General features: G+C 63.0%; 27 protein-coding genes and 1 pseudogene. 15 read left to right on the top strand and 13 right to left on the bottom strand.

The window, feature by feature from the left end; translation table 11 throughout:
* Positions 1–3: 3 nt before the first annotated feature.
* Together RAZWK3B_RS18945 and RAZWK3B_RS18940 are read right to left on the bottom strand one after the other, a co-directional pair.
* Positions 4–552 carry a peptidylprolyl isomerase gene (locus RAZWK3B_RS18945; protein WP_007818041.1) on the bottom strand — a complete coding sequence of 183 codons (549 nt, stop codon included), beginning with the start codon at positions 550–552 and terminating at the stop codon, positions 4–6.
* Positions 545–1051, bottom strand: coding sequence for a peptidylprolyl isomerase (locus RAZWK3B_RS18940; RefSeq protein WP_007818039.1), 507 nt, complete (start codon positions 1049–1051; stop codon positions 545–547). The genes RAZWK3B_RS18945 and RAZWK3B_RS18940 overlap by 8 nt, the downstream gene beginning before the upstream one ends.
* Positions 1052–1184: 133 nt before the next feature.
* Between RAZWK3B_RS18940 and RAZWK3B_RS18935 the strand changes: the two genes are divergently transcribed.
* The 8 genes and pseudogenes from RAZWK3B_RS18935 (at position 1185) to RAZWK3B_RS18900 (ending at position 10615) form a co-directional block, all read left to right on the top strand.
* The gene (locus RAZWK3B_RS18935) at positions 1185–2369 is read left to right on the top strand and encodes a phosphoglycerate kinase (protein WP_007818037.1); all 1185 of its coding nucleotides are present in this window, start codon (positions 1185–1187) and stop codon (positions 2367–2369) included.
* A gap of 161 nt (positions 2370–2530) precedes the next feature.
* Positions 2531–3424 carry a fructose bisphosphate aldolase gene (locus RAZWK3B_RS18930; RefSeq protein ID WP_007818036.1) on the top strand — a complete coding sequence of 298 codons (894 nt, stop codon included), beginning with the start codon at positions 2531–2533 and terminating at the stop codon, positions 3422–3424.
* Between the two features lie 295 nt (positions 3425–3719).
* On the top strand, positions 3720–5036 hold the full coding sequence (locus RAZWK3B_RS18925) for a glutamine synthetase family protein (protein ID WP_007818034.1): 1317 nt from the start codon (positions 3720–3722) through the stop codon (positions 5034–5036).
* 98 nt (positions 5037–5134) lie between these two features.
* Positions 5135–5811: pseudogene (locus tag RAZWK3B_RS18920) on the top strand (type 1 glutamine amidotransferase).
* 2 nt (positions 5812–5813) lie between these two features.
* Positions 5814–7175 (top strand): glutamine synthetase family protein, encoded by a 1362-nt coding sequence (locus RAZWK3B_RS18915; protein ID WP_007818028.1) that lies wholly within the window; start codon positions 5814–5816, stop codon positions 7173–7175.
* Positions 7176–7198: 23 nt separating this feature from the next.
* A complete protein-coding gene (locus RAZWK3B_RS18910; protein WP_007818026.1) occupies positions 7199–8500 on the top strand; it encodes an NAD(P)/FAD-dependent oxidoreductase in 1302 nt (433 codons plus the stop codon).
* A gap of 364 nt (positions 8501–8864) precedes the next feature.
* Positions 8865–9227: a hypothetical protein gene (locus RAZWK3B_RS18905; RefSeq protein ID WP_007818024.1), complete on the top strand. Its 363-nt coding sequence runs from the start codon at positions 8865–8867 to the stop codon at positions 9225–9227.
* 173 nt (positions 9228–9400) lie between these two features.
* On the top strand, positions 9401–10615 hold the full coding sequence (locus RAZWK3B_RS18900; protein ID WP_007818022.1) for a DegT/DnrJ/EryC1/StrS family aminotransferase: 1215 nt from the start codon (positions 9401–9403) through the stop codon (positions 10613–10615).
* On the opposite strand, the gene RAZWK3B_RS18895 is transcribed toward RAZWK3B_RS18900, so the two are convergent.
* The 4 genes from RAZWK3B_RS18895 to RAZWK3B_RS18880 all read right to left on the bottom strand — a co-directional run bounded on the left by RAZWK3B_RS18895 (position 10603) and on the right by RAZWK3B_RS18880 (position 14718).
* Entirely contained in the window at positions 10603–11586 is a 984-nt protein-coding gene (locus tag RAZWK3B_RS18895; RefSeq protein ID WP_007818020.1) for a LysR family transcriptional regulator, read from the bottom strand. The two genes, RAZWK3B_RS18900 and RAZWK3B_RS18895, sit on opposite strands and share 13 nt — an antisense overlap.
* 13 nt (positions 11587–11599) lie before the next feature.
* Positions 11600–12184, bottom strand: a complete 585-nt coding sequence (gene phaR, locus RAZWK3B_RS18890) for a polyhydroxyalkanoate synthesis repressor PhaR (RefSeq protein WP_007818018.1) — start codon at positions 12182–12184, stop codon at positions 11600–11602.
* Positions 12185–12330: 146 nt separating this feature from the next.
* Positions 12331–12777: a phasin, PhaP gene (locus tag RAZWK3B_RS18885; protein WP_007818017.1), complete on the bottom strand. Its 447-nt coding sequence runs from the start codon at positions 12775–12777 to the stop codon at positions 12331–12333.
* Between the two features lie 132 nt (positions 12778–12909).
* Entirely contained in the window at positions 12910–14718 is a 1809-nt protein-coding gene (locus RAZWK3B_RS18880) for a PHA/PHB synthase family protein (protein ID WP_007818015.1), read from the bottom strand.
* A 105-nt stretch (positions 14719–14823) separates the two neighbouring features.
* Between RAZWK3B_RS18880 and phaZ the strand changes: the two genes are divergently transcribed.
* Complete coding sequence (gene phaZ / locus RAZWK3B_RS18875) at positions 14824–16122, top strand: polyhydroxyalkanoate depolymerase (protein WP_007818012.1); 1299 nt, start codon at positions 14824–14826, stop codon at positions 16120–16122.
* A 53-nt stretch (positions 16123–16175) separates the two neighbouring features.
* On the opposite strand, the gene RAZWK3B_RS18870 is transcribed toward phaZ, so the two are convergent.
* The 5 genes from RAZWK3B_RS18870 to RAZWK3B_RS18850 all read right to left on the bottom strand — a co-directional run bounded on the left by RAZWK3B_RS18870 (position 16176) and on the right by RAZWK3B_RS18850 (position 18781).
* On the bottom strand, positions 16176–16451 hold the full coding sequence (locus RAZWK3B_RS18870; RefSeq protein ID WP_007818011.1) for a hypothetical protein: 276 nt from the start codon (positions 16449–16451) through the stop codon (positions 16176–16178).
* The gene (locus tag RAZWK3B_RS18865) at positions 16444–17169 is read right to left on the bottom strand and encodes an alpha/beta fold hydrolase (RefSeq protein WP_007818009.1); all 726 of its coding nucleotides are present in this window, start codon (positions 17167–17169) and stop codon (positions 16444–16446) included. The genes RAZWK3B_RS18870 and RAZWK3B_RS18865 overlap by 8 nt, the downstream gene beginning before the upstream one ends.
* Before the next feature lie 89 nt (positions 17170–17258).
* The gene (locus RAZWK3B_RS18860) at positions 17259–18023 is read right to left on the bottom strand and encodes an alpha/beta fold hydrolase (protein ID WP_007818008.1); all 765 of its coding nucleotides are present in this window, start codon (positions 18021–18023) and stop codon (positions 17259–17261) included.
* A gap of 85 nt (positions 18024–18108) precedes the next feature.
* Positions 18109–18306: a hypothetical protein gene (locus RAZWK3B_RS21505; RefSeq protein ID WP_007818006.1), complete on the bottom strand. Its 198-nt coding sequence runs from the start codon at positions 18304–18306 to the stop codon at positions 18109–18111.
* A gap of 238 nt (positions 18307–18544) precedes the next feature.
* Complete coding sequence (locus tag RAZWK3B_RS18850) at positions 18545–18781, bottom strand: hypothetical protein (RefSeq protein ID WP_007818003.1); 237 nt, start codon at positions 18779–18781, stop codon at positions 18545–18547.
* Positions 18782–19242: 461 nt separating this feature from the next.
* On the opposite strand from RAZWK3B_RS18850, the gene thrS reads away from it, so the two are divergent.
* The 5 genes from thrS (at position 19243) to RAZWK3B_RS18825 (ending at position 23983) form a co-directional block, all read left to right on the top strand.
* A complete protein-coding gene (gene thrS, locus RAZWK3B_RS18845) occupies positions 19243–21234 on the top strand; it encodes a threonine--tRNA ligase (protein ID WP_007818001.1) in 1992 nt (663 codons plus the stop codon).
* Between the two features lie 209 nt (positions 21235–21443).
* The gene (locus tag RAZWK3B_RS18840) at positions 21444–21746 is read left to right on the top strand and encodes a BufA1 family periplasmic bufferin-type metallophore (RefSeq protein WP_007817999.1); all 303 of its coding nucleotides are present in this window, start codon (positions 21444–21446) and stop codon (positions 21744–21746) included.
* A gap of 75 nt (positions 21747–21821) precedes the next feature.
* Positions 21822–22679, top strand: coding sequence for an MNIO family bufferin maturase (bufB, locus tag RAZWK3B_RS18835; RefSeq protein ID WP_007817997.1), 858 nt, complete (start codon positions 21822–21824; stop codon positions 22677–22679).
* On the top strand, positions 22676–23431 hold the full coding sequence (locus RAZWK3B_RS18830) for an HvfC/BufC N-terminal domain-containing protein (RefSeq protein WP_007817995.1): 756 nt from the start codon (positions 22676–22678) through the stop codon (positions 23429–23431). Before bufB ends, RAZWK3B_RS18830 begins: the two co-directional genes overlap by 4 nt.
* A gap of 3 nt (positions 23432–23434) precedes the next feature.
* Complete coding sequence (locus RAZWK3B_RS18825; RefSeq protein WP_007817994.1) at positions 23435–23983, top strand: DoxX family protein; 549 nt, start codon at positions 23435–23437, stop codon at positions 23981–23983.
* Between the two features lie 42 nt (positions 23984–24025).
* On the opposite strand, the gene RAZWK3B_RS18820 is transcribed toward RAZWK3B_RS18825, so the two are convergent.
* Positions 24026–24340 (bottom strand): ArsC/Spx/MgsR family protein, encoded by a 315-nt coding sequence (locus RAZWK3B_RS18820; protein ID WP_037296284.1) that lies wholly within the window; start codon positions 24338–24340, stop codon positions 24026–24028.
* A gap of 186 nt (positions 24341–24526) precedes the next feature.
* On the opposite strand from RAZWK3B_RS18820, the gene RAZWK3B_RS18815 reads away from it, so the two are divergent.
* A complete protein-coding gene (locus tag RAZWK3B_RS18815; protein WP_007817990.1) occupies positions 24527–24733 on the top strand; it encodes a cold-shock protein in 207 nt (68 codons plus the stop codon).
* 77 nt (positions 24734–24810) lie between these two features.
* Here RAZWK3B_RS18815 and RAZWK3B_RS18810 read toward each other — a convergent pair whose 3' ends face one another.
* Positions 24811–25080, bottom strand: coding sequence for a hypothetical protein (locus RAZWK3B_RS18810; RefSeq protein WP_007817988.1), 270 nt, complete (start codon positions 25078–25080; stop codon positions 24811–24813).

Below are 25080 nucleotides of genomic sequence, written 5' to 3'. Positions count from 1 at the left end.
CGCTTAGTCGGTGACCGTGACCGATTGCATCACGTCGGGCTGACCGATCACCGCGCCGTTGCGGCCCTTGCCGCGCTTGATCGCATCGACCACATCCATGCCGCCCGTCACCTCTCCGACAACGGTATATTGCCCGTTGAGATGCGTGGCCGGTGCGAACATGATGAAGAACTGCGAATTGGCGCTGTCCGGGCTCTGGCTGCGGGCCATGCCCACCACGCCGCGCTCGAACGCCACATCCGAGAACTCGGCCTTCAGGTCCGGTCGCTCACTGCCGCCCATACCCGCGCGGTTCATGTCGCCACCCTCCAGCTTGCCGAACTGCACGTCGCCGGTCTGCGCCATGAAGCCCTCGATCACCCGGTGGAACACGACCCCGTCATAGGCGCCCGCCTCGGCCAGCGCCGTGATCTGCTCCACATGGCCCGGGGCCACATCCTCGAAAAGGTCGATCGTGACGGTGCCATTGGCCTCGCCCGCGATCTCGATCTGCAGGCCCGTGGCCAGCGCGGGGCTGGCCAGAAGGCTGAAAAGAACCGCCAGTTTACGCATCTGCGGCCACCTTCACGCTGATCATCCGGTCCGGGTTCGCAGGCGGCTCGCCGCGGGTGATCGCATCGACATGCTCCATCCCCGAGATCACCCGGCCATAGACCGTGTATTGCCCGTTGAGGAAATGGTTGTCGCTGAAATTGATGAAGAACTGGCTGTTGGCGCTGTCCGGGCTCTGGCTGCGGGCCGCGCCGATCGTGCCGCGATCATGCGGAATGCGGCTGAACTCGGCCTTGAGATTGGGCAGGTCGCTGCCGCCGGTGCCTGCGGCGCGCGGATTGTAATCCTTCTCCATATTGGCATTCGCCACATCGCCGGTCTGGGCCATGAACCCGTCGATCACCCGGTGGAAGGCCACGTTGTCATACTGACCGCTGCGCGCCAGCTCCTTCATGCGTTCGCAATGGTTGGGCGCGATGTCGGGCAGCAGCTCGATCGTGACGGTGCCGTCCTTCAACTCGATGAGGATGGTGTTCTCGGGATCCTTGATATCGGCCATCTGGCCCTCCTTGTCTGAGATGTCGCCAGATACCTAAGCCGTCGCCCCGCGATTGCCAAGCGCAGAGGTTGACGCCCTGCCCCCGACACGCCAATAGAGACCCCGTGTTTCGCACAGGCAGGAGGCCTCAGGCATGAGCTGGAAAACCCTCGATGACATGGATCTGACCGGCAAGACCGTGCTGACCCGCGTGGACATCAACGTGCCCATCGAGAACGGCCGCGTCACCGATGCCACCCGCATCACCCGCATCGTGCCCACGATCGAGGCCATTCTCGCGGCGGGCGGCACGCCGATGCTGATCGCCCATTTCGGCCGCCCCAAGGGCAAGGTGGTGGACGACTTGTCGCTGCGCCCCGTGGTGCCCGCCCTCGAACAGGCGCTTGGCCGCAAGGTCACCTTCATCGAAACGCTCGATGGCGCCGAGAACCTCACAGACGAGGCCCGCGCCGCCGACGTGCTGCTGTTGGAAAACATCCGCTTCCACCCCGGCGAAGAAGCCAATGACCCCGATTTCGCCCGCCGCCTCGCAGGCCTCGGCGACATCTACTGCAACGATGCGTTTTCCGCCGCCCACCGCGCACACGCCTCGACCGAGGCGCTGGCCCACCTGCTGCCCGCCTGCGCCGGTCGCCTTATGCAAGCCGAGCTGCAGGCGCTTCAGGCCGCCCTGGGCGCGCCGCAGCGCCCGGTGGTGGCCGTGGTCGGCGGCGCCAAGGTGTCGACCAAGCTCGATCTGCTGGGCAATCTGGTGGAAAAGGTCGATCAACTGGTGATCGGCGGCGGCATGGCCAATACCTTCCTCGCGGCGCAAGGCCTGACCGTGGGCACGTCGCTCTGCGAGCATGACATGGCAGGCACCGTGCGCTCGATCATGACCCGCGCCGGCGCCTCGGGCTGCGAGATCCTTCTGCCCGCCGACGTTGTGGTGGCGCGCGCGTTCAAGGCCGGTGCTGCGCATGAATGCGTGCCCGCCCATGCCTGCCCCGAAGATGCGATGATCCTCGATGCCGGCCCGCAATCGGTGGCGCGGATCACCACCGCCTTCGACGCGGCCCGCACGCTGATCTGGAACGGCCCCCTCGGCGCCTTCGAGATCGAGCCCTTCGATGCCGCCACCAACGCCGCCGCCGCCCATGCCGCGGCGCTCAGCCGGGCGGGCAAACTGGTCTCGGTCGCAGGCGGCGGCGACACCGTGGCCGCGCTGAACAAATCTGGCGCCGCTGCGGATTTCACCTATATCTCGACCGCCGGCGGCGCGTTTCTGGAATGGATGGAAGGCAAGGTGCTGCCCGGCGTCGCGGCCCTGGGCGGCTGATCCCGGGACGGTGCTCCGGGGCGCGCGCCCCGGCACCGCGCTGTTAGCGCGACCACGATTGCATCATCGCCGCCCCTCGCCTAGAACCACCGGAAATATGGTGGCGCACCACGATCTTGCCGTCACCTTACCGTCACTTTTCAGTCCATGGGGATACGTTCATGTCCAAGCACCGCCAGACCGAACAGGTCCGCACCGCACCCGGCTTCATCGCGGCCCTCGACCAGTCGGGCGGCTCCACCCCCAAGGCGCTGCGCCTTTACGGGATCGAGGAAGACCAATACGACAGCGAAGAGCAGATGTTCAACCTCATCCACGAGATGCGCTCGCGCATCGCCCGCGCCCCCGCCTTCACCGGCGACAAGGTGATCGGCGCGATCCTCTTCGAGATGACCATGGACCGCCAGATCGACGGCAAACCCTCGGCCACCTACCTGTGGGAAGACCGCGGCGTTGTGCCCTTTCTCAAGGTCGACAAGGGGCTGGCGGACGAACGCGATGGCGTGCAGCTGATGAAGCCGATGCCCGATCTCGACGCGCTTCTCGCGCGCGCGGTGCAAGCCGGCATCTTCGGCACCAAGATGCGCTCGGTCATCAACGCCGCCGATCCGGCGGGCATCAAGGCCGTGGTCGCCCAGCAATTCGAGATCGGCCGCCAGATCCTCGCCCACGGGCTCGTGCCGATCATCGAACCCGAAGTCACCATCAGCATTCCCGACAAGGCCGACGCCGAAACACTCCTGCGCGACGCGCTCGCGGCCCAGCTCGACGCCCTGCCCGAAGACAGCCAGGTGATGCTCAAACTGACCCTGCCCGAAACCGACAACCTCTATGCGCCGCTGATCGCCCATCCCCGGGTGCTGCGCGTGGTGGCGCTCTCGGGCGGCTACAGCCGCGACGAGGCCAATGCGCGGCTGGCCCGCAACACCGGCATGATCGCGAGCTTCAGCCGCGCGCTCACCGAAGGCCTGTCCGCCCAACAATCCGACGCCGCGTTCAACGACACCATCGCAGCCTCGATCGACAGCATCCACCGCGCCTCGGTCCAGGGCTGAGACCGGGTCAGAGGGGGCCCTGCCCCCGCCGTTGAAATCCCTCAAGGGGGGATTTCAACGACTCCCCCGGGATATTTCCAGCCAGAAGAAACGCGCGCCGCCTCATGTTTCTTCTGGCCCCAAATATCCCCGCCGGAGGCCCCCGCCCGCCCCGGTCACCACGTCGATCGGCCAGCGCCCGACACACCGACGGAATACCGACGCCGTTTCACTGCGGATTTTTTTGATCAAATTCTTGTGGCATCCTTGCCCATGACGGATTAGCCTGTGCGCCGAGATGTCAGGAGCCGCCCCGATGGAGCTTGCGAACCACCCCACGATCCGTGTCGCCGCCTGCGATCTCAACGGTCAGATGCGCGGCAAGCGCGTGCCCGGCGGTTACGCCGCCAAGCTGGATCAGGGCGCGATCCGCATGCCGCTGTCGGTGCTCAACGTGGATATTTTCGGGGCCGATATCGACGGCTCTCCGCTGGTCTTCGCCTCGGGCGATGCCGATGGTGTGCTGCATCCCACCGGGCGCGGGCCGGTGCCGTTGCCCTGGCTGGACGCGCCGCAGCCGCTGGTTCCGATGGCGATGCATCATGATGACGGGCTGCCCTTCGAGGGCGATCCGCGGCACGCCCTGGTTGCGGTGCTGGACCGGTTCGGCGCGCGCGGCTGGCAGGTGATCGCCGCGACCGAGCTGGAATTCACCCTGGTCGATGACAGCGGCGAGACCCTGCACCGGGTGCGCGATCCGCGATCAGGCCGCAGGCTCGAGGCGCCGGGCATCCTGTCGATGACGCAGATGGATGCGTTCGATCCCTTCCTGACCGCTCTTTACGAGGCCTGCGCCGCCATGGGCATCCCCGCCCAGACCGCCACCAGCGAGGCCGGGATCGGCCAGTTCGAGGTGACGCTGAACCATCAGGACGGGCTGCGCGCCGCCGATGACACATGGCTCTTCAAGACGCTCATCAAGGGGCTGGCGCACAAGCACGGCTTCTCCGCCACCTTCATGGCCAAGCCTTTCGCCAATGATGCCGGCAACGGGATGCATATGCATTTCTCGGTGATTGACGGCGAGGGGCGCAACCTCTTTGACGATGGCGGCGAGGCGGGCACCGATCTCCTGCGCGCCGCCGTCGCGGGCTGTCTCGCCGCCCTGCCCGGCTCCACGCTGGTCTTTGCGCCGCATGCCAACAGCTACACCCGGTTGGTGCCCGACGCGCATGCGCCCACCAGCGCCTCGTGGGCCTACGAAAACCGCACCGCCGCGATCCGTATCCCCGGCGGCCCGCCCCAGTCCCGCCGGATCGAGCATCGCGTCTCGGGCGGCGACATCAATCCCTATCTCACCTTCGCCGCCATCCTCGGCGCCGCGATCACCGGCATCGAAGAGGGCATGACACCCCCCGCGCCCATCACCGGCAACGCCTATCAGCGCGATCTGCCCGCCATGGCCCCCGACTGGGAGACCGCGATCGACCGTTTTGCGACCGATCCGATGGTCACGCGCATCCTGCCTGAACAGCTGATCGCCAACCTCGTGATGACCAAACGGCAAGAGTTGCGCCTGATGCGCGACATCCCCATCGAAACCCAGTGGAAAACATATCTCGAGACGGTGTAAACAGGTCGTCAGGCACACCATATCGCCTCAGGCATGCCGGGCCTTGCCCCGGCGTGTCGGCTGAGATAGCCTGAATTTGATCAAATTATGGGGTTCCCATGAAAATCGGAATTCTGCAGACCGGACACGCCATCGACATCCTGCGCCGGGAACTGGGCGATTATGATGCGATGTTCGCGCGGCTGCTGGACGGGCACGGCTTCACGTTCGAGACATGGAACGTGGTGGATCAGGACTATCCCGACAGGCCGTCCGAGGCGGATGGCTGGCTGATCACCGGCTCCAAGCATGGCGCCTACGAGGATCACCCGTGGATCCCGCCTCTGGAGCGGTTCATCCGCGACATATACGATGCGGGACGGCCTCTGGTGGGGGTGTGCTTCGGGCATCAGATCATCGCGCAGCGCTTGGCGGCAAGGTCGTCAAGTTTCCCGGCGGGTGGGCCATCGGGCGCACGGTCTATGACATCGAAGGCCAGAAGATCGCGCTGAACGCCTGGCACCAGGATCAGGTCGTGAGCCTGCCCGAAGGCGCGCAGGTGATCGGCTCGAACGAGTTTTGCGCCAATGCGGCGCTGCTTTATGGCAACCGCATCTACACGATCCAGCCACATCCCGAATTCGGCGCCCATATCATTGGCCAGCTGATCGAGCATCGTGGCCCCGGCGTGGTCCCCGACACCCAACTGGCACAGGCGCAGACGCGCCTCGATGCGCCCGTCGCCAATGACGTGATCGGCCGCCGCATCGCCGAATTCTTCAAGCAGGAGCGCTGATTATGGCGGACGACTGGACCGACTCACTGCCCGAAGCGGCCAAGGCCTATCTCGAGGGGCGCAGGCTCGACGAGGTGGAATGCGTGATCGCCGATCTTCCCGGCATCGCCCGCGGCAAGGCCGTGCCCGCCTCGAAATTCGCGCGGCAAAAGCATTTCCACCTGCCCGATTCGATCTTCTATCAGACCATCACCGGCGACTGGGGCGAGGCCGCGGGCGAAGAAGGCTTCATCGAACGCGACATGATCCTGCGCCCCGACATGTCCACCGCCACCGCCGCCCCCTGGACCGGGGACTGGACCCTGCAGGTGATCCATGACGCCTATGACCGCGACGAGAAACCCATCCCCTTCGCGCCGCGCAACGTGCTCAAGCGGGTGGTCGAGCTCTATCGCAAACACGGCATGAAGCCGATCGTCGCCCCCGAGATGGAATTCTTCCTCGTCGCCCGAAACCTCGATCCCGCCAAGGCGATCGAGCCGATGATGGGCCGCTCGGGCCGACCCGCCGCCGCGCGTCAGGCCTATTCGATGACCGCCGTGGACGAGTTCGGCCCGGTGATCGACGACATCTACGACTTTGCCGAAGCCCAAGGCTTCGAGATCGACGGCATCACCCAGGAAGGCGGCGCGGGACAGCTGGAAATCAACCTGCGCCACGGCGATCCGGTGAAACTGGCCGACGAGGTATTCTATTTCAAGCGCCTGATCCGCGAAGCCGCCCTCAAGCATGATTGTTTCGCCACCTTCATGGCCAAACCGATCGAGGACGAGCCGGGCAGCTCCATGCATCTGCACCATTCGATCCTTGACCCCCAGACCGGTCGCAACCTCTTTGTCGGCCCGCAGGGCGGCGAAACGGACGCCTTCTATCACTTCATCGGCGGGCTGCAGAAACACCTGCCTGACGCGATCGCCGTGATGGCACCCTACGTCAACTCCTACCGCCGCTACGTCAAGGATCACGCCGCCCCGATCAACCTCGCCTGGGCGCGCGACAACCGCACCACCGGCATCCGCGTGCCGCTCTCCCCACCCGAGGCGCGCCGGATCGAAAACCGCATGGCCGGCATGGATTGCAACCCCTATCTCGGGATCGCGGTCAGCCTCGCCTGTGGCCTGCTGGGGATGCTCAACGAAACCCGCCCCGATCCGCAGTTCAAGGGCGACGCCTATGAGGGCGAGCCGGACATCCCCCGCGTTCTGGGCGAGGCGCTCGACATGTTCGAAGAGGCGACCGACCTGCATGATATCCTCGGCCCCGATTTCGCGCGCGTCTATTCGATCATCAAACGCGCCGAATACGAGGAATTCCTGCAAGTCATCAGCCCGTGGGAGCGTGAACACCTGCTGATGAACGTCTGATCCGCCATGCGCGCGCCTTCGCCATGAACCTGCTCTTCGCCAATGACCGTCAGGGGCAGTATCCGCCCAGCTGGTATGCTGCCACCGCCACGCCGCTTGCGCCCTTCGATCCGCTGCGCGGTCAACTCAAGGCGGATGTCTGCATCATCGGCGCAGGCTATACCGGGCTGTCGGCGGCCCTGCATCTGGCCGAGGCCGGTCTGGATGTCGTCCTGCTCGAGGCGCATCGCGTGGGCTTTGGCGCCTCGGGGCGCAATGGCGGACAGCTTGGCTCGGGGCAGAGGATGGAGCAGACCGCGCTCGAACGGCTGGTGGGCAAGGACGACGCGGCGAAACTCTGGGATCTGGCCGAAGACGCCAAGACGCTGGTCAAATCCCTGATTTCCCGGCACGGGATCGACTGCCATCTCAAGCCCGGCATCGCGCATATGTGCTTCTCAGCCCGCGAAGTGGGCGAGGAACACGACCATGCCGATCATCTGGCCGCGCAGTATGGCTACACCGCTCTGGAAAAGCTGGATCGCGATGCAGCACAGGCGCTCTGCCCGTCGCCGCGATACAGGGGCGGCACGCTCGACACGGGCGCCGCACATCTGCACCCGCTTTCTTATGCGCTCGGACTGGCGCGCGCGGCGCGGGATGCCGGCGTGCGCATCCATGAAAACACGCTCGTCAGCCAGATCGACAGGGGCACCCCCGCCCGCGTGCAGACGGATCGGGGCGCGGTGACGGCAGATCATGTGATCCTTGCCTGCAACGGCTATCTCGGCGGGCTGGGTGCGCGCGTGGCCGCGCGCGTCATGCCGATCAACAATTTCATCGCCGCCACCGAACCGCTCGGGCCGGAGGCCGCTCGCGTCCTGACCCGTGACATCGCCGTGGCCGATACGAAATTCGTGGTGAACTATTTCCGCCTGAGCCATGACAACCGGCTCTTGTTCGGCGGCGGCGAAAGCTATGGCTACCGCTTTCCCGATATCGACGCCACCGTGCGCAAACCCATGTCCGAGATCTTCCCGCATCTGCGCGATATCCGCTTCGACTATACATGGGGCGGCACCTTGGCGATCACCATGCGCCGGATGCCCTATCTTGCGCGGCTGGCACCCAACATCCTGTCCGCCTCGGGCTATTCGGGGCATGGGGTCGGCACCGCCACCCATGCCGGCAAGCTGATGGCCGACGCCATCGCCGGCCAATCCGCAGGGTTCGACACCCTTTGCCGTGTGCCCGCCCCGCGCTTTCCGGGCGGCTCTGCGCTGCGCGCACCACTGCTGGCGCTGGCGATGACATGGTATGCGACGCGCGACAGATTGGGCATCTAAGCTTCTGCTCGCCCCACCAGATCCCCGGATCAACGCCGAAATCAACGCCCCAAACTCAGGAAAATTCCGCTCACACGGACCTCATGCCGACGTGTCCGGGATGTGAACGACAGCCCCCGTATCGCCCCGCAAGGGACCGCGCAGATGCCCCGCGATCTGGTGACATCACCCGATCATCTCGTCCTACAAGGGACTTTCGCACAACAGCTCCGATCACGAACGGATCGCACACCTCTCACACCCCCGAGAGGCCCTTCCCGTTCACGCGCCACCTCACCTGTCCGTGTTCAATTCGTGTTTTGCAACAACAGCTTAGCAAGCGCATCTTCCGGTCATCGCAACCCAATCCGAAAGGAAAAACGACATGACCAACTTCTTCAACACACCCGCCCGCAGCGCCCTCGCCATCGTCCTCGGGGCCACCCTGACCGCAGCGGCCCTGCCCGCCGCCGCCAGCCAGATCACCGAGGTCGAGCGCCTGCCGATGCAGATCAGCAAAGTCGAATTCCAGTCGCTCAGCGCGCCCGAACTCTACGAGATCGACATCGCCCAAAAGCGCGGCCAGCGTGTGCAGATCGGCGATTACAGCCTGTCCCAAAGCCAGGCCGTCGTCGATGAAGCCCTGAACATCCAGAGCGACGACACCGTCTCGCGTAACCGCGCAGACGCCTCGGGCAGCCGCACCGCTGCGCCGAACTTCCCCGAAACCACCCCCAATCCGCGGTAACCCCTGCTCCCGCAGGACATCCCCCAACTCTCGGCGCGGGCGCCCCTTGTGGGGCGCCCGTTGCCATGCCCGGCATGTCCCGGCCCAGAAACCTCTGTCACAGAAATTTCGCTTGGGCGGTGCGGTCATTTGGTTTAGCTTTCCCGAAATCCAACTTCAGGACAGCCGAACATATGTCGCTCACACCGAATGTCTACGATGCCGAGCCCATTCCCGATGCCGCCCGCGCCGAGATCGACCGCATGCTGCAATCGGGCGACCTTTTCCGCTACACCGCCCCCCAGGACTCCCCCGTCGCCCTGCTCGAGCGTGACTTCGCCCGGACCATGGGCAGCCGCTATGCGCTTGCGGTCTCGTCTTGTTCGGCGGCTCTTTTCCTGTCGCTCAAGGCGCTTGGCCTGCCGCGCGATGCGCGGGTGCTGATCCCCGCCTTCACCTTCGCCGCGGTGCCCTCCTCGGTGGTCCATGCCGATTGCATCCCGGTGCTTTGCGACGTGGGCGACAATTACCGCATCGATCTGGCCGATTTCGAAGCCAAGCTCGATGGCGTGCAGGCGGTGCTCATCAGCCACATGCGCGGCCATACCAGCGACATGGACGCGATCATGGCGCTCTGCGACGCGCGCGGCCTTCCGGTGATCGAGGATGCGGCCCATTCGCTCGGCACCACATGGTCCGGCCGCAATATCGGCACGATCGGCCGCGTCGGATGCTTCAGCTTCCAATCCTACAAGCTTGTGAATGCCGGCGAAGGCGGCATTCTTATCACCGACGATCCCGATCTGGTGGCCCGTGCCGTCATCATGTCGGGCGCCTATGAGCATAACTGGGCCAAGCACATCACAACCCAGGACGACGCCCTCAGCGCCGCGTTCGAGACATGGCAAAACCGCCTGCCGCTCTACAATCTGCGCATGAACAACCTGTCTGCGGCAATCATCCGCCCGCAACTGGCCGAAATTCCCCGCCGCGTTGTCGACGGGCGCGCCAATCACGATCATGTCGCGTCCCGCCTCAATGACTGCGAATGGCTGCAGGTCCCCGCAAAATTGCCGCAAGAAGAGCGCGCCCCCGATTCCATCCAGTTCAATCTCGTGGGTCTGAGCGATGACGAAACCCGCGCCTTCGCCAGCGCCGCCGCGGCGCTTGGGGTCAAGGTGCAGATCTTCGGACTGTCCACCGACAATGCGCGCGCCTTCTGGAACTGGCGCTTCCTGCCCGAGGCGCCGGGCGAGCTGCCGGGCACTCGGGCGATGCTGATGCGCGCCTGCGACACGCGCCTGCCCGCCCGCCTGACCCGCGACGAGCTCGACGTGATCGCCGATGCGCTGATCGCAGCGGCGCATGACGTGATGGGGGTGGGTGGCGCGCTCGCCTACGGCACCTGAACGCCCTGCAACACCGTCATGTGCCCTTCGAGGAACGGATATTCCGCAATCGCCGGCCCCACGATGCGCTCCTGCAGGATCGGGCGCAGCGTGGCGGCCACCTGCGCCGGCATCTCGCCAAGGATGTCTTTGCGCGCAGTCAGCGAAATGGTGCGTGAAATCGGCTCGAATGGCAGTTCCAGCACGTCGATCTGATCGGCGAACCGCCGCGCCCGCATCAGCGCAAGCGGCGGCAGGATGGTCCAGCCTGCCCCCTGCCCGACCAGTGCAAGGATCGCGTGATAGCTGTCGATCTCGAAGCGATGGCGCAAGGCAAGGTTCTGCCGGATCAGATGCGCGCTCACCAGCCGCCCCATGTAATGGCGCTGCGTGTATTGCACCAGCGGCATCCGCTTGAGTTGCCGCAGCACATCCTTGTCCGCCCTGAGCGCGCCCTTGGGCACCACCGCAACAAACCCCTCGCGCAGCACCGGGTGGACCTCGGCCCAATCCCCGCCAGCTCCCAGATCCGCCGCCACGATCACATCCAGCGCCCGCTGGTCCAGCAGATCGAACAGCGCATGGCTCGCACCCGTCTCCAGCAGAAACTGGCAGCCCCTCAGCTCTTCGGCCATATGCGTCAGAAGCTGCGGGGTCACATCGGCTTCGAAATCCTCGATCATGCCCAGCCGGAACCGCGTCAGCATCGACAGATCCGACATCGCCAGTTCCGCCCGCGCCTGCGCCGCCTCGTTCAGGATCACCAGCGCATGCCGCTTCATGATCTCGCCCGCAGGCGTCAGCCGCACGGGCCGCGCATTGCGCTGCAGAAGCGTCGCCCCCACCGCGCTTTCCAGATTGGTCAATTGCTGACTTACCGCCGAAGGGCTGGCCCCCAACCGCTTGGCCGCTGCCGAGATCGACCGCTCATCGGCCGCCGCCATGAACACCTCGATGCCCCACAGGGTGATCCGGCCCGGACTGTCGACCATGCGCCGCCCCGCCCTATTTGTTGAGCTTCGACAGCTTGTCCTGCAGCTCTGATAATTGCTTGCGGATCTCGTCCAGATCCTCGCCCTTGTCGGGGGCAGCCGTCGGCTTGGACGTGCCTTCGTCCTTCGCCACAGGCCCGGTGTTCATGCTGGACAGCCCGCCCATGCCGCCGGTCATCGCCTTCATGAAGGCTTCCTGCTGCGCGCGCATTGCCTCCATGCCGGGCATGTTCGCCAGCGGGTTGGCCTTGGTCATGTTCTCCATCATCGCCGATTGCCCCTCGCGCAGCATCTCGAAGCTCGCGGCAAGGAATTCCGGCACGACGCTGGTGGCCTGCGTGGTATAGCTGCGCACAAGGTCGGTCAGCACGCTGATCGGCAGCACGCTTTCGCCCTTGCTTTCGTGCTCGGCCACGATCTGCAGCAGGTATTGCCGCGTCAGGTCGTCCCCGGATTTCAAATCGATGATCTGCACTTCTCGCCCGTCGCGGATGAACTCCGCGATATCTTCCAGCGTCACGTAATCCGAAGTCTCGGTATTATAGAGCCGCCGGCTGGCGTAGCGTTTGATCAGCAGAGGCTTGTCTGTCTCGGCCACGGCTCGGTCCTCCCGATGTTTTCAGCGCTGCAGCAAACCTTATGCGACCGCAGAACAAAAAGAAAGGGCGAGCCGCACTGGGCTCACCCTTGTCATACAGACCCTTTCAGGGAGGGAGGATCGGGCCGTATGTTCCGTCCGCGCGCTTACTTGGCGGCGGTTGCTTTCTTGGCAGCCGATGTCACGTCATCGGTGGCTTTCTTGACGGCTTTGGCTGCATCTTCCTGCAGGTCCTTGCCGGCGGCCATCATCAGTTCGACGGTGTCCATCTGAACTTTCTTGGCGATCTCGGCGAAGGCGGCCATGTTCTCGGCGGCCACTTCGGCATTGGCCGATGCGAAATCGGTCATCGCCTTGGCGTAATCGGCAGGCTCGGCTTTCGCCTTGGTCATGTCCGACATCTTCGCCAGGGTCTCTTTGGTCCACTTGCTGGAGATCTCGGCCGACTTCTCGGCAGCTTCCAGAGCAACACCCGACAGCTTCTCGCTCAGAGCGGCCTGGTTCTTGAAGGCATCTTCCATCGATTTGGTGTCGACGGGGAACGCGCCCATGATGTCTTTCATCACGGTGCTGAAATCTTGTGTTTTAGCCATGGTTTTGTCCTCAGGTCTGGATTGGAACGGGAACACCCCGTTTCTCTGCAACTGCAAACAATATGAATGCTGCAGTGCAGAAAATCAACCCCTTATTGCTGCACTGCAGCATTTTCAGAGAATGCAATGAAATCAAAGCTTTGCCTTCACCCGCACATAGGTCCCCGGTGCTGGCGCCAGCGGAGGATGGTCCGAATCGCCGGGTTCCCTAGCGTCAACTTTCTTGCCCGAGCGCGTGCTCAGCCAGGCGTCCCACCGTGGCCACCACGAGCCTTCGTGGAAACTTGCCCCCTCCATCCAGTCCGCGGCCTGACCGCTCAGATCGTCACTCGTATAATGGCCGTATTTCTTCTTGGTGGGCGGGTTCACGATCCCCGCGATATGGCCCGATTGCGACACAAGAAAGGTCTTGTCCTTGGAACCGACCTTCTGAAACCCGCGATAACAGTCTTTCCAGGGCGCGATATGATCGGTCTCGCAGGTCACCGACATCACCGGCACCTTCACATCGCTGATCCGCAGCGTCTCGCCACAGATCTCGTAGCCCTCGTTGACGAATTCGTTCTTCTGACACAGCCCGCGCAGATACTCGACCGTCATCCGCCCCGGCAGGTTCGCCCCGTCCCCGTTCCAATACAGCAGATCAAAGGCGGGCGGCGCCTCGCCCATCATGTATTTGCGCACCGCCGGCTGATAGATCAGGTCGTTGGACCGCAGGAAAGACATGGTCCGCGACATGATGAACGACCGCAAAACACCCTTTTCCGCGACCTCTTTCTCGATGCCGGTCACGAAATCATCCTGCAGGAAAGGCGTGAACTCTCCCTGTTCCGAGAAATCGGTCAGTGCGGTGAAGAAGGTGGCGGATTTCACCGATTTGTCGCCGCGCTTGGCCATCAGCGCCAACGTCAGATGCAGCGTGGTGCCCGCAATGCAATAGCCCACGGCATTCACCTGTTTCGTGCCGCAAATCGCCTTGGCCTCGTGGATCGCGGTCAGGAACCCCTCCTCGATGTACTCCTCCAGGCCCACATCGGCATAGCTCGCATCGGGATTGATCCAGCTGACCACGAACAGCGTGTAGCCCTGCTCGGTGATCCACTTGATGAGGCTGTTTTCCGGCTTCAGATCCAGCACGTAATACTTGTTGATCCAGGGCGGGAAGATCACCAGCGGGATCTCGTGCACCTTCTCCGTCGCGGGCGCATACTGGATGATTTCCATCATCCGGTTGCGATAGACCACCTCACCGGGGGTCGTGGCGATGTTGCCGCCCAGCTCGAACGCGCTTTCATCCGCAAGCCGCACCAGCATCTCGCCACTATTGGCCTCCAGATCGGCGACCAGATTTTCCAGCCCCCGCACAAGGCTTTCGCCCTCGGTTTCCACCGCCTTTTCCAGCGCATCGGGATTGGTGCCCAGAAAATTCGTGGGGCTCATCATGTCCACGATCTGCCGCGCGAAATAGTTGAGCCGTTTCTTTTCCACCGGATCAAGATCATCGACCTCCTGCACCGCCTCCTCGATGGCGCGGGCATTGAGCGCATATTGATGCTTGATGTAGTGAAAGAAGGGATGCGTATTCCAAAGCGGGTTGGCGAAGCGCTTGTCGCCCTTCAGCGGATCATCCCCCGCCTCGTCTGGGGTGTGCGGTCTTTGACCCTGCACCAGTTGCTGCTGCGCCTCCATGAAGTGGCGCACCGACTGCCCCCAATATTCCAGCTGCCGCTCGTAAAGCTTGCCGGGATGTTCCACCATCTCCGCCCAATAGGACGCCGCCGCCTTGGCGAACAGCTCCTGTGAAGGCGAATCAAGCGTGGGATTCGCCGGATTACGCGCCGAAAGCGCCGCGATGAGACGCTGTGACAACTCTTCGACCCGTGCGAGATTCTCGGCCATCTTGTCGAGATTTTCGCCAGCGGTCTCCTCTTTCGTTGTCATATGAATGGATTCCTTTTAGTTTTCTGCTATGCAGCATAGCGTCGGCTGTTCGGAGGGGACAGTGCGGCGAATCGAACCGGCACGCCCCGGCACAAGGAGACGACGATGCGGTACATGATCACCTACGATTGGATGGAAACCCTCCGAAATACAAATCAATGGTTGGGCGCAACTGCACTTTCCGTCGCATCCTACCCAATTTTCGCGATGACGCCAAACCCTGCGCTGCAATGGATGGCCGCTTGGGGCGAAGTGACCGAACGCACCTTCCAGCGCATCGTGACCAAGCCCGACTGGGGAATCGAATCGATCACCGGCGAGGATGGGCGCGACCACCTCATCAATGTCGAAACCGTCGTCGAACGCCCCTTCGGCAACCTGATCCACTTCGACGTTCTCGGCCGCGGCGAGATGGATCGCCGGGTGCTGCTCGTGGCCCCGATGTCGGGCCACTACGCCACACTGCTGCGCTCCACCGTGCGCTCGCTCCTGCCCGATTGCGAGGTCTATGTCACCGACTGGCACAATGCCCGCGACATTCCCGTGTCCGCCGGCAAGTTCGATGTCGAGGATTACACCCTGTATCTCAGCGAATTCATGCGTGAACTGGGCAGCGACCTGCATGTGATCGCCGTCTGTCAGCCCGCCCCCCTCACGCTTGCCGCCACCGCCCTTCTGGCCGAGGTCGATCCCGACGCGCAGCCGCGCTCGCTCATCCTGATCGGCGGGCCGATCAACCCCGACGCCACCCCCACCGACGTGACCGATTTCGGCCGCCGCGTGACCATGGGCCAGCTGGAAGAAACCATGATCCAGCGCGTCGGCTTCAAATACAAGGGCGTGGGCCGGCTGGTCTATCCCGGCCTGCTGCAGCTGAGCTCCTTCATGTCGATGAACGCCGAACGCCACGGCAAGGCCTTCCTCGACCAGATCCAGCGCGTCAGCCGCGGCGAAGCCAGCGATCACGACCCGCACAACAAGTTCTATGACGAATATCTCGCCGTGATGGACATGCCCGCGGAATTCTACCTCTCGACCGTCGAACGCATCTTCAAGGGGCTGGAAATCGCCGACAACGCCTTCACCGTCGAAGGCCGCCATGTCGATATCGGCGCGATCACCAAGGTCGCGGTGATGACCGTCGAAGGCGCCAAGGACGACATTTCCGCCCCCGGACAGTGCATCGCGGCGCTCGATCTGCTCACCGGCCTGACCGATGACCGCAAGGCGAGCCATCTCGAACCCGAGGCCGGCCATTACGGCATCTTCGCCGGGCGCAGCTGGCGCAACAACATCCGGCCCCTCGTGCTGGATTTCATCGACGCCAATTCCGAAGAGCCGGCCAAGCGCAGCCGCACCTCTCCGCGCAAGAAGAAAGCCTCGAAAAAGATCGAAGCCGCCTGACGCGGGCGGGCACAGGGCCGTCCGGACACGGGGCACACAAGGCAAGGGCGGCCTCAGCGCCGCCCGTCGTCACCGCGCCGCTTCGCCCGGCGCCACTTGCGCAGCCCCAGCCAGCGCAGGATCGGCACCACGTCCAGCGCCGCCACCGCCACCCCGAGCGGCAGCATCCAGAAGCCCACCACCGGCAAGAAGCCGAACACGCCCCCCACCATCAGCACCAGCCCCGCGATCAGCCGCACTCCCGGCGGCAGATGCCGCTTGGACCACACCTGCACGCGCCGGCGGATCCTGCGCGCCCGCGCCTTCCATCCCGTGCCCCCGTCAGGCATCCGCCCGTGCCTGCAGCACATAGGGCTGATCCAGCCATGCGCGCAGCGCGCCCGTCGTCGCCTCGGGCTGTTCCAGAGGCGGCAGATGCCCCGCGCCCGCAATCACCTCCAGCCTTGCATAGGGGATCAACCCGGCCATGAACTCATGGCGTTTGGGCGGCATCAGCAGATCCTCGGCCCCGCACATGACAAGGGTGGGCACCTTGCAGCGCCGGAGTGTCGGCTGATAATCGCGCCGCCGCTGCATGGCCCGAAGCTGCCGGATGATCCCGCCCTCGCCCACGCGCTCCGCCATCTCCAGCAGTTGCGCCCGCACGGTCGGCCGCCCTGCCCCCGCGGCCAGCGATGCCGACGGCACCAGCGCCTCCACCGCCTCCTGCAGGCGTCCGGATTTCAGCTTGATGATCGCAGGCTCGTAATCCGCCGCCGCCTGCGGCGTCTCGGCCAGCGGACTTGTGTCCATCAACGCGATCCGGCTCACCCGTTCGGGCGCGCGGCGCAGGATCTCCATCGCGACCATGCCCCCCATCGAATGACCCACCAGCGCAAAGCGCGGCGGCAGCACATGCATCAGCGCCGAAGCGATCTCCTCAAGCCGCTCCCCATGACTGACCGGCATCACGCAAACCGGATAATCCGGGCTGAACGCGGCAATCTGGCCCGCAAACACCTCGGCATCGCACATCAAGCCCGGCAAGAACACCAACGGGTCACGCATCACATCCGGTCCTTTTCAAAACTGTGCCTGCCCGCTCACCTTGCCACAGGGCCGCGCCGGGTCAAGCGCTGCGGATCACCACGGCGCGCTCATGCCGACCCGGCCCGCTCCAGCACCTCTTCGACCGACCGCTCGATCAGCCTCAAGCAATCGGGATCGGAAAACCGGTGATCGGCCCCGTCCACCAGCGTCAGCCGCATGTCCGGCCCCGTCGCGTGCTCCAACAGCCGCAGCGCCACGCTCACCGCCACATCCTCATCCGCCGTGCCCTGCAGGAACCGCACCGCAAACGGAAGCGTCAGCGGATCGCGCAGCACCAGATGCGCGCGCCCATCCTCGATCAGGCGGCGGGTGATGATATAGGGCTCGCCATACTCGCTTGGCAGCGCCACCTGCCCATGGGCCGCAAGCTCTGCGCGCTGCTCCGCGTCGAACCCCTCCCACATCGCATCTTCCGTGAAATCCGGCGCCGCCGCGATCGTCACAAGCCCCGCAAGGCGCTCAGGCATCGCCCGCGCACACAACAGCGCGATCCAGCCCCCCATGCTCGATCCCACCAGCACCTGCGGCCCCTCGGTCAATTTGGTGATTGCCGCCATCGCATCCTCGGCCCAATCGCCGATGCAGCCTTCGGTGAACACGCCCGAGGATTGGCCATGCCCGGAATAGTCGAACCTCAGGAACGCCCGGCCCGTGGCCTGCGCCCAGGCCTCCAGATGCACGGCCTTGGTGCCGTCCATGTCGGATTTGAACCCGCCCAGAAACACCACGCCCGGCGCCTTGCCCGGACTGCGGTGATAGGCCAGCCTGCGCCCCTGCGGTGACGTGAAATACTCGGTCTGCGTCATGTGCATCCTGCCCCTTGCTGCCTGTCGCGCAACAAAGGTGGACGAAACCGGGGGCCGGATGCAAGCCGCCTTACCGTGACGCGGTCACCCCTCAGGCGATCGAGCCGACCCGCCGTTCGATCCGGCGCAGCGACCATTCCGCTTCCGACTGCTCCTTCGGCGCACCCTGAGCGGGCGCCTCCTCTGTCTGCGGGGATCTGTCCGCCATCTGACGCGGAGAAGTTTTCGTCAGTTCCACATACTGCCGGAACAATTTGAAGTCCTTATCGTGACTGGCCATCTCGAACACCCAGAACCTTTTTGCTTCCCATCGACATCACGCGGCAGCGAACGTGTTACCCAATCGTTACAAAGATGCTTGGATAAATAAAATATCTTTTTATGTCAGACTGTTACAGTAAACAATCGCACACTTTCGCACACCTTCGCACACTGGCGCATACCCCGGTCCACAGGGCTACCAGACAGCAAAAAACGGGGGCCGTTTCCGACCCCCGTCATCAAGACATCTTGCGTGATCCGCCCCGTCAGCCGCTGATATAGGGCTGGCTGCGCGGGCGGTAGAACACTTTCTGATTATGCAGGCGCCCCAGAAGGTCATGGATGCGGCGCACCGAGTGGTCGATCGCGTCGATCTGCTCGGGCTGTTCATCTGCGGGCGCGACCAGCTTTCCGGCCAGTTCGCTCTTGGTCTGGCGAAGGGCGGCTTCGATCAGTTCCATGTCCTCGACAGACAGTTCAAAATTCACGTTGTAACGCGCCATTCTGTATTCCCCGGTTCTGCGTGAGTCGGCAAAAGTTTCCGATAGTGGATAAACGGCAATATAAGGATCATTACCGACAAGGCCAGAGAAAATATCCATATCCGTCAAGAAGTTACGAATCCCACGGTATGCGCTTGCACACATATCCGGCGTGCCGTTGCACACCGTTGCCGAAACCGCCATGCCCGCCAATGACTTGGGCTTTCCAGACCGCTTGGGGCGGCCCGCGCGGCGCGGTATCCGGGCCGGATTTTGCGATTTGTGTACAGGATGGACACAAATCCAGGCGCAAGCCTCCGGTTTCGTCCTGAACGCGTGTAGGTTTCGTACAAACCGTACACATCGGCCCGGGCCGCGACGCGCTTGACTTGCCCTGACTCAAGGGGCAAAACCCCGCCACACCATATCAACCCGCAACCGGGCGTTCCGTGGGCGCCAAACCGACGAGGAGCTTCAGGCCAATGGCCCAGATTTCCCTTACATTTCCTGATGGTAACAGCCGCTCGTATGATGCTGGCGTCACTGCGGCCGATGTCGCGGCCGATATCTCGACCTCTCTCGCCAAAAAGGCGATCTCGGCGACGTTGGATGGCCAGCACTGGGATCTGCAATGGCCGATCCAGCAGGATTCCTCCATCGCGATCAACACGATGAAGGACGAAGCTCAGGCGCTCGAACTGATCCGTCACGACCTCGCCCACATCATGGCCCGCGCGGTTCAGGAGCTTTGGCCCGATGTGAAAGTCACCATCGGCCCGGTGATCGAGAACGGATGGTATTACGACTTCGACCGCAAGGACCCGTTCACACCCGAAGACCTTGGCGTGATCGAAAAAAAGATGAAGGAAATCATCAACCTACGCGATCCCGTCCGCACCGAAATCTGGGACCGCGCCCGCGCCGTCAAGCACTATGAGGACAGCGGCGAACCCTTCAAGGTCGAACTGATCGAGGCCATTCCCGGCACCGAACCCCTGCGCATGTACTGGCACGGTCCCTGGCAAGACCTCTGCCGCGGCCCCCACCTTCAGAACACCGGCCAAGTCCCTGCAGACGCTTTCAAATTGATGTCCGTGGCCGGCGCCTATTGGCGCGGCGACTCCAATCGCCAAATGTTGCAGCGCATCTATGGCGTGGCCTTCCTCAATCGCGAAAAACTCAAGGATTACCTTACCTTCCTCGAAGAAGCTGAGAAACGGGACCACCGCAAGCTCGGCCGCGAGATGGATCTCTTCCACATGCAGGAAGAAGCCCCCGGTCAGATCTTCTGGCACCCCAACGGCTGGACGATCTACACCACCCTGCAGGATTACATGCGCCGCCAACAACGCCGCGGCGGCTATGTCGAGGTAAACACACCACAAGTTGTCGACCGCAAGCTTTGGGAAGCCTCGGGGCACTGGGACAAATACCAGGAACACATGTTCATCGTCGAAGTCGACGAAGACCACGCCCGCGAGAAATCTATCAATGCTCTCAAGCCGATGAACTGCCCTTGCCATGTGCAGATCTTCAATCGCGGGCTGAAATCCTACCGCGATCTGCCCTTGCGCATGGCGGAATTCGGCAGCTGCAACCGCTACGAACCCTCAGGCGCGTTGCACGGCATCATGCGGGTGCGCGGCTTCACTCAGGATGACGCGCATATCTTCTGCCGCGAAGATCAGATCGAGGCGGAAACCAAGAAATTCATTGGGTTTTTGTCTGAAATCTACCGCGACCTCGGCTTTTCGGACTTCAAGGTAAAGTTTTCGGATCGCCCCGAAAAGCGCGCCGGGAGCGACGATGTCTGGGACAAATCGGAAAGCGCCCTGAAGGCCGCAACAGCCGCCGCCGGAGCCGACTTCGAACTGAACCTCGGAGAAGGTGCATTCTATGGCCCGAAGCTGGAATTCGTGCTGACCGACGCAATCGGACGGGACTGGCAATGCGGCACCCTGCAGGTGGATTTCGTGCTGCCCGAGCGGCTGGACGCCACCTATATTGCCGAGGACGGCGCCAAGCACCGACCCGTCATGCTGCACCGAGCCGTTCTTGGGAGTTTCGAGCGTTTCATAGGCATTCTGATCGAGGAACATGCCGGCAAGCTGCCCTTCTGGATGGCGCCGCGCCAAGTCGTCGTGGCCTCGATCGTATCCGAGGCGAACGCCTATGTTCAGGATGTGGTCGCCCGACTAGTCGCCGCTGGCGTCCGGGCCGAAGCCGATATCCGCAACGAGAAGATCAATTACAAGGTCCGCGAACATTCCGTCGGCAAGGTGCCCGTTATCCTGGCCTGTGGCATGAAGGAAGTCGAGGACGGCACGGTGTCGCTGCGCCGCCTGGGTGAGAAGCAGAGCACGGTTCAGCCTCTCGCGGATGTCACAGAGGCGTTGAAACGCGAAGCGACCCCCCCCCGGATCTTCTGTAACAATCGCACGCATGATGGGGCGAAACAGCGTCCCAAACCATGACGCCTAGACAGACAACCCAGAAAAAATCCCTAGTTTTCAATGGGCGGCCCCATGCGGGCCGCTCACATGTTTTGACGCATCCGTGTCTGACGTGCTCGTGAATGGTTTTGCGAGGCCAGATCAGCTTAACGTCAAATTGTCGCAGCACTTGCACCGATCCGATGCGCCAATGCCGCGACATGCCATGCAACCCACTAGGGAGACACGTAATGTCGAAATCCATGAAGACACTTGCCATTGCCGGCGCCATGACCGCCGCTCTGGCTGCGCACACCACACCTGCCGCTGCGGAGGCCAAAGAGAAATGCTACGGGGTATCGCTTGCGGGCCAGAACGACTGCAAGGCCGGCGCCGGCACGACCTGTGCCGGAAGCTCGACCGCTGACTATCAGGGCAACGCCTGGACCCTGGTCGACAAGGGCACCTGCACCGAGATCGAGCTGCCCGCGATGGCAGACGGCACAGAGCGCAAAGGGTCTCTGGAACCGCTCGAACGCGATCTGCCCGCCTGATCGGCACATCATGCAGGGATACGTGGGGCGCGCCCCGCGTATCCCTCAGTTCCACGCACCAGACCGAGACCTGTCATGCTTGATACCTCCGGCAACCCCATGCATCTGCCCACAGCCCCCGGCGTTGGCTACAAACCCCAGCATTTTCAAGCCATCATGGATGATCCCGCCCCGGTGGCATGGCTTGAAATTCACGCCGAAAACTACATGGGCGAGGGTGGCCGACCGCTGGCGCAACTCAGACATCTTGCCGAACGGTTTCCGATCTCGGTGCACGGTGTCGGACTGAGCATCGGCGGCGAGGGGCGGCTGGATCCCGAACATCTGGCACGGCTCAAGGCACTGTGCGGATGGTTGCAACCCGCCAGCTTTTCCGAACATCTGGCGTGGTCCACCCATGACAGCCACTTCATGAACGATCTTTTGCCGCTGCCTTATACCGCCACCACCCTTGCGCGGGTGGCCGATCACATCGACGAGCTGCAAGAGGCGCTTGGCCGCAGGATGCTTCTGGAAAACCCCTCGAGCTATCTCGCCTTTGCCGAAAGCACCTTCTCCGAGACGGATTTCCTGACCGAGATCGCGCGCCGCACCGGCTGTGGCCTGCTGCTGGATGTGAACAACGTCTTCGTTTCCGCCACCAATCTTGCGCTTGATCCCCGGGCTTATATCGATGCGTTCCCCCTGGCGCAGGTGGGCGAAATCCACCTCGGCGGCCATGACGAGGATGAGGACGACCACGGCGCACCACTACTGATCGACAGCCATGGGCGCGCGGTGGCCGATCCGGTCTGGGCGCTTCTGGACCATACCCTTCAAAGGTCAGGTCCGCGCCCACTTTTGATCGAATGGGACGCCAATGTGCCGGACTGGCCCGTGCTTGCGCAAGAGGCGCACCGCGCGGCCCGCATCCTTGAAAAGGTGGCGGCATGACGATCAGTCAAACATGTTTTCGCGATGCGCTTTTCGATCGCGCGAAACCGGTGCCGATGGGCCTGCAGGATGGACAAGGCCTGCCTGCCGGGCGCCGGTTCAACGTCTATCGCAACAACGTTGCGGTTTCCCTGACCGAAGCGCTGGAGATTGGGTTTCCTGCGGTCAAATCGCTGATTGGCAACGAGAATTTCCGGAAAGTATCTGGCCTTTTTCTGCGCCAAACACCGCCGTCGGCGCCCATGATGATGCTGTATGGCAAGGAATTTCCGGACTTCCTCGAGAGCTTCGCGCCCCTGTCGGATATCCGGTATCTTGGGGACGTCGCCCGCCTCGAGCAAGCGCAGCGCGAGGCGTATCACGCCGCCGACGCACAAGCCCTTGCCCCCGAGGCCCTGGCGCGGCTCTCGCCCGACACGCTGGCGCAATCCCGGTTCCGGCTTGCTCCCGCGATAAGGTTGATCCGCTCGGTCTGGCCTGTCCATGACATCTGGCGGTTCGCGACCATGGATGGCGCACCGAAACCCACTGCTCAGGCGCAAGATGTTCTGGTCACGCGCCCCGAATATGATCCCGAATTGCTTGTCCTGCCGCAGGGCGGAGCGGCTTTTGTAGCTGCAATCTTGGCGGGCGCCACACTCACCGAAGCCTGCGAGGCAGGCGAAATAGATGCCGAGGCATTCGATCTTGCCGCAATGCTTGGCCTGCTGTTGCAGAGCGGCGCGATAATCGCCGTGGAACCCGAGGTTTGAGACATGAACATCAGCGCAGCCTACACAACCGTCACCGTCTCGCTGACCCGGGCGGACTGGCTTTTGTCAATCATGGCCAGATTTCTGTTTGCGGCACTTTTCCTGATGTATTTCTGGGTGTCCGGCCTGACCAAGTTTGGCGATGGCGTGCTTGGGATCTTTTCGCCATCTGTCGGCGCGTATGCGCAGATCTTTCCAAAGGCGATGGAGGCAGTGGGCTATGATGCGAGCCAGTTGAGCCTGTTTCATACATTGGTCGTTCTGGCAGGAACCTGGGCCGAGTTCGTTTTGCCCCTGATGATCGTGGTCGGTCTTCTGACCCGGCTGGCCGCCTTTGGGATGATCGGTTTTGTCGTGATGCAAACCCTCACCGACCTTTACGGGCATGGCGCGATCAGCGAGGCGGGGACGGTTGGCGCCTGGTTCGACAAGGCCCCGGATTCGGTGATCCTGGATCAACGGGCTCTGTGGGTGTTCCTGTTGGTGACGCTTGTGGTGAAGGGTGCGGGGCCGTTGTCGCTGGACCGACTTCTGTTTGGCGACAGGGCATGATCCGGGCCGGGAGCATGGGACGTGACGCGACCCGAGGAAGTATCAGCCCAACAGCGCCTTTTGCACATCCCTGCCCCAGCCCAGATAGAGCTTGCCGCTGGCATCGATCAGGGGTCGCTTCATCAGCGTCGGATAATCTACAAGCAATTCCAATGGGTTGCGCTGACGCTCAGACTCATCCAGTTGACGCCATGTTGTCGAGCGCGTGTTAAGCAACGCCTCGCCGAAGGTGGCATGAGCGGATTTCAGCAGATCGGCCGGCACACCTTCGTCCCGGACATCCACGAAGCGGGCGTCGGCCAAGGATTTCAAGGCCTTGCGGCACGTATCGCAGGTTTTCAAGCCATACAGGATCATCGCAACCCCCATGTTTTATGCCTGTTTAACGGGCATTTGATTCGAGGTCACGTGTGTTTTGCTTGCATTTTACATGACCCGTGTAATCATCTTCCGCGTGGCATTTGGTGTTGCTGTTGCGATTTTTTCCAATGGTGGCAGGCAGATGCGGCGGGAAGATGAAGCGACTCAGCAAGGAGAGACGGAATGCCCACAGGCACCGTTAAGTGGTTCAATACGACCAAGGGTTACGGGTTTATCGCACCGGATGAAGGCGGTAAGGACGTGTTCGTTCACATTTCGGCGGTCGAGAGATCGGGGCTCACGGGGCTCGCGGACAACCAGAAAGTCGGCTACGATTTGCAGGATGGCCGCGACGGCCGGCAAATGGCGACTGACCTCAAGCTATTGTAATCCATAGCCTTTCCGTCATGCTCAGGTGCGGCGGCGCCGGTCCAGCGCCGCCCGTTTCATGCTGTGCGAGCACGCCGTCAGAAACAGCCCTTCACGCCTTCGGGGCAGGTGCGGGCCTGTTTTACCGTGCGGTGCGAATAATGTTTGGCAACGGGGTGGCGCTTGGCCTGCTGATAGGTCTGGTGCTGATTGGGCACACCGCAGCAGACGGCGCCGGCGACGGTGACCGGCTGCAACCCGGAGGGGCAGAAATTGTGTTTGGATTCAAAGGCATAGACCGGGGTTTGGGCCAATGCAGGGGCAGCCAGACAGGCAAGACCTGCGGCAAGGGTCAGGGACAGACGCAT

Source organism: Roseobacter sp. AzwK-3b (assembly GCF_000170875.1).
GTDB classification, from domain to species: Bacteria; Pseudomonadota; Alphaproteobacteria; order Rhodobacterales; family Rhodobacteraceae; genus Roseovarius; species Roseovarius litoreus.
Note: the sequence above shows the minus strand (reverse complement) of the source record. Positions and strands in the feature narration are given on the sequence as shown.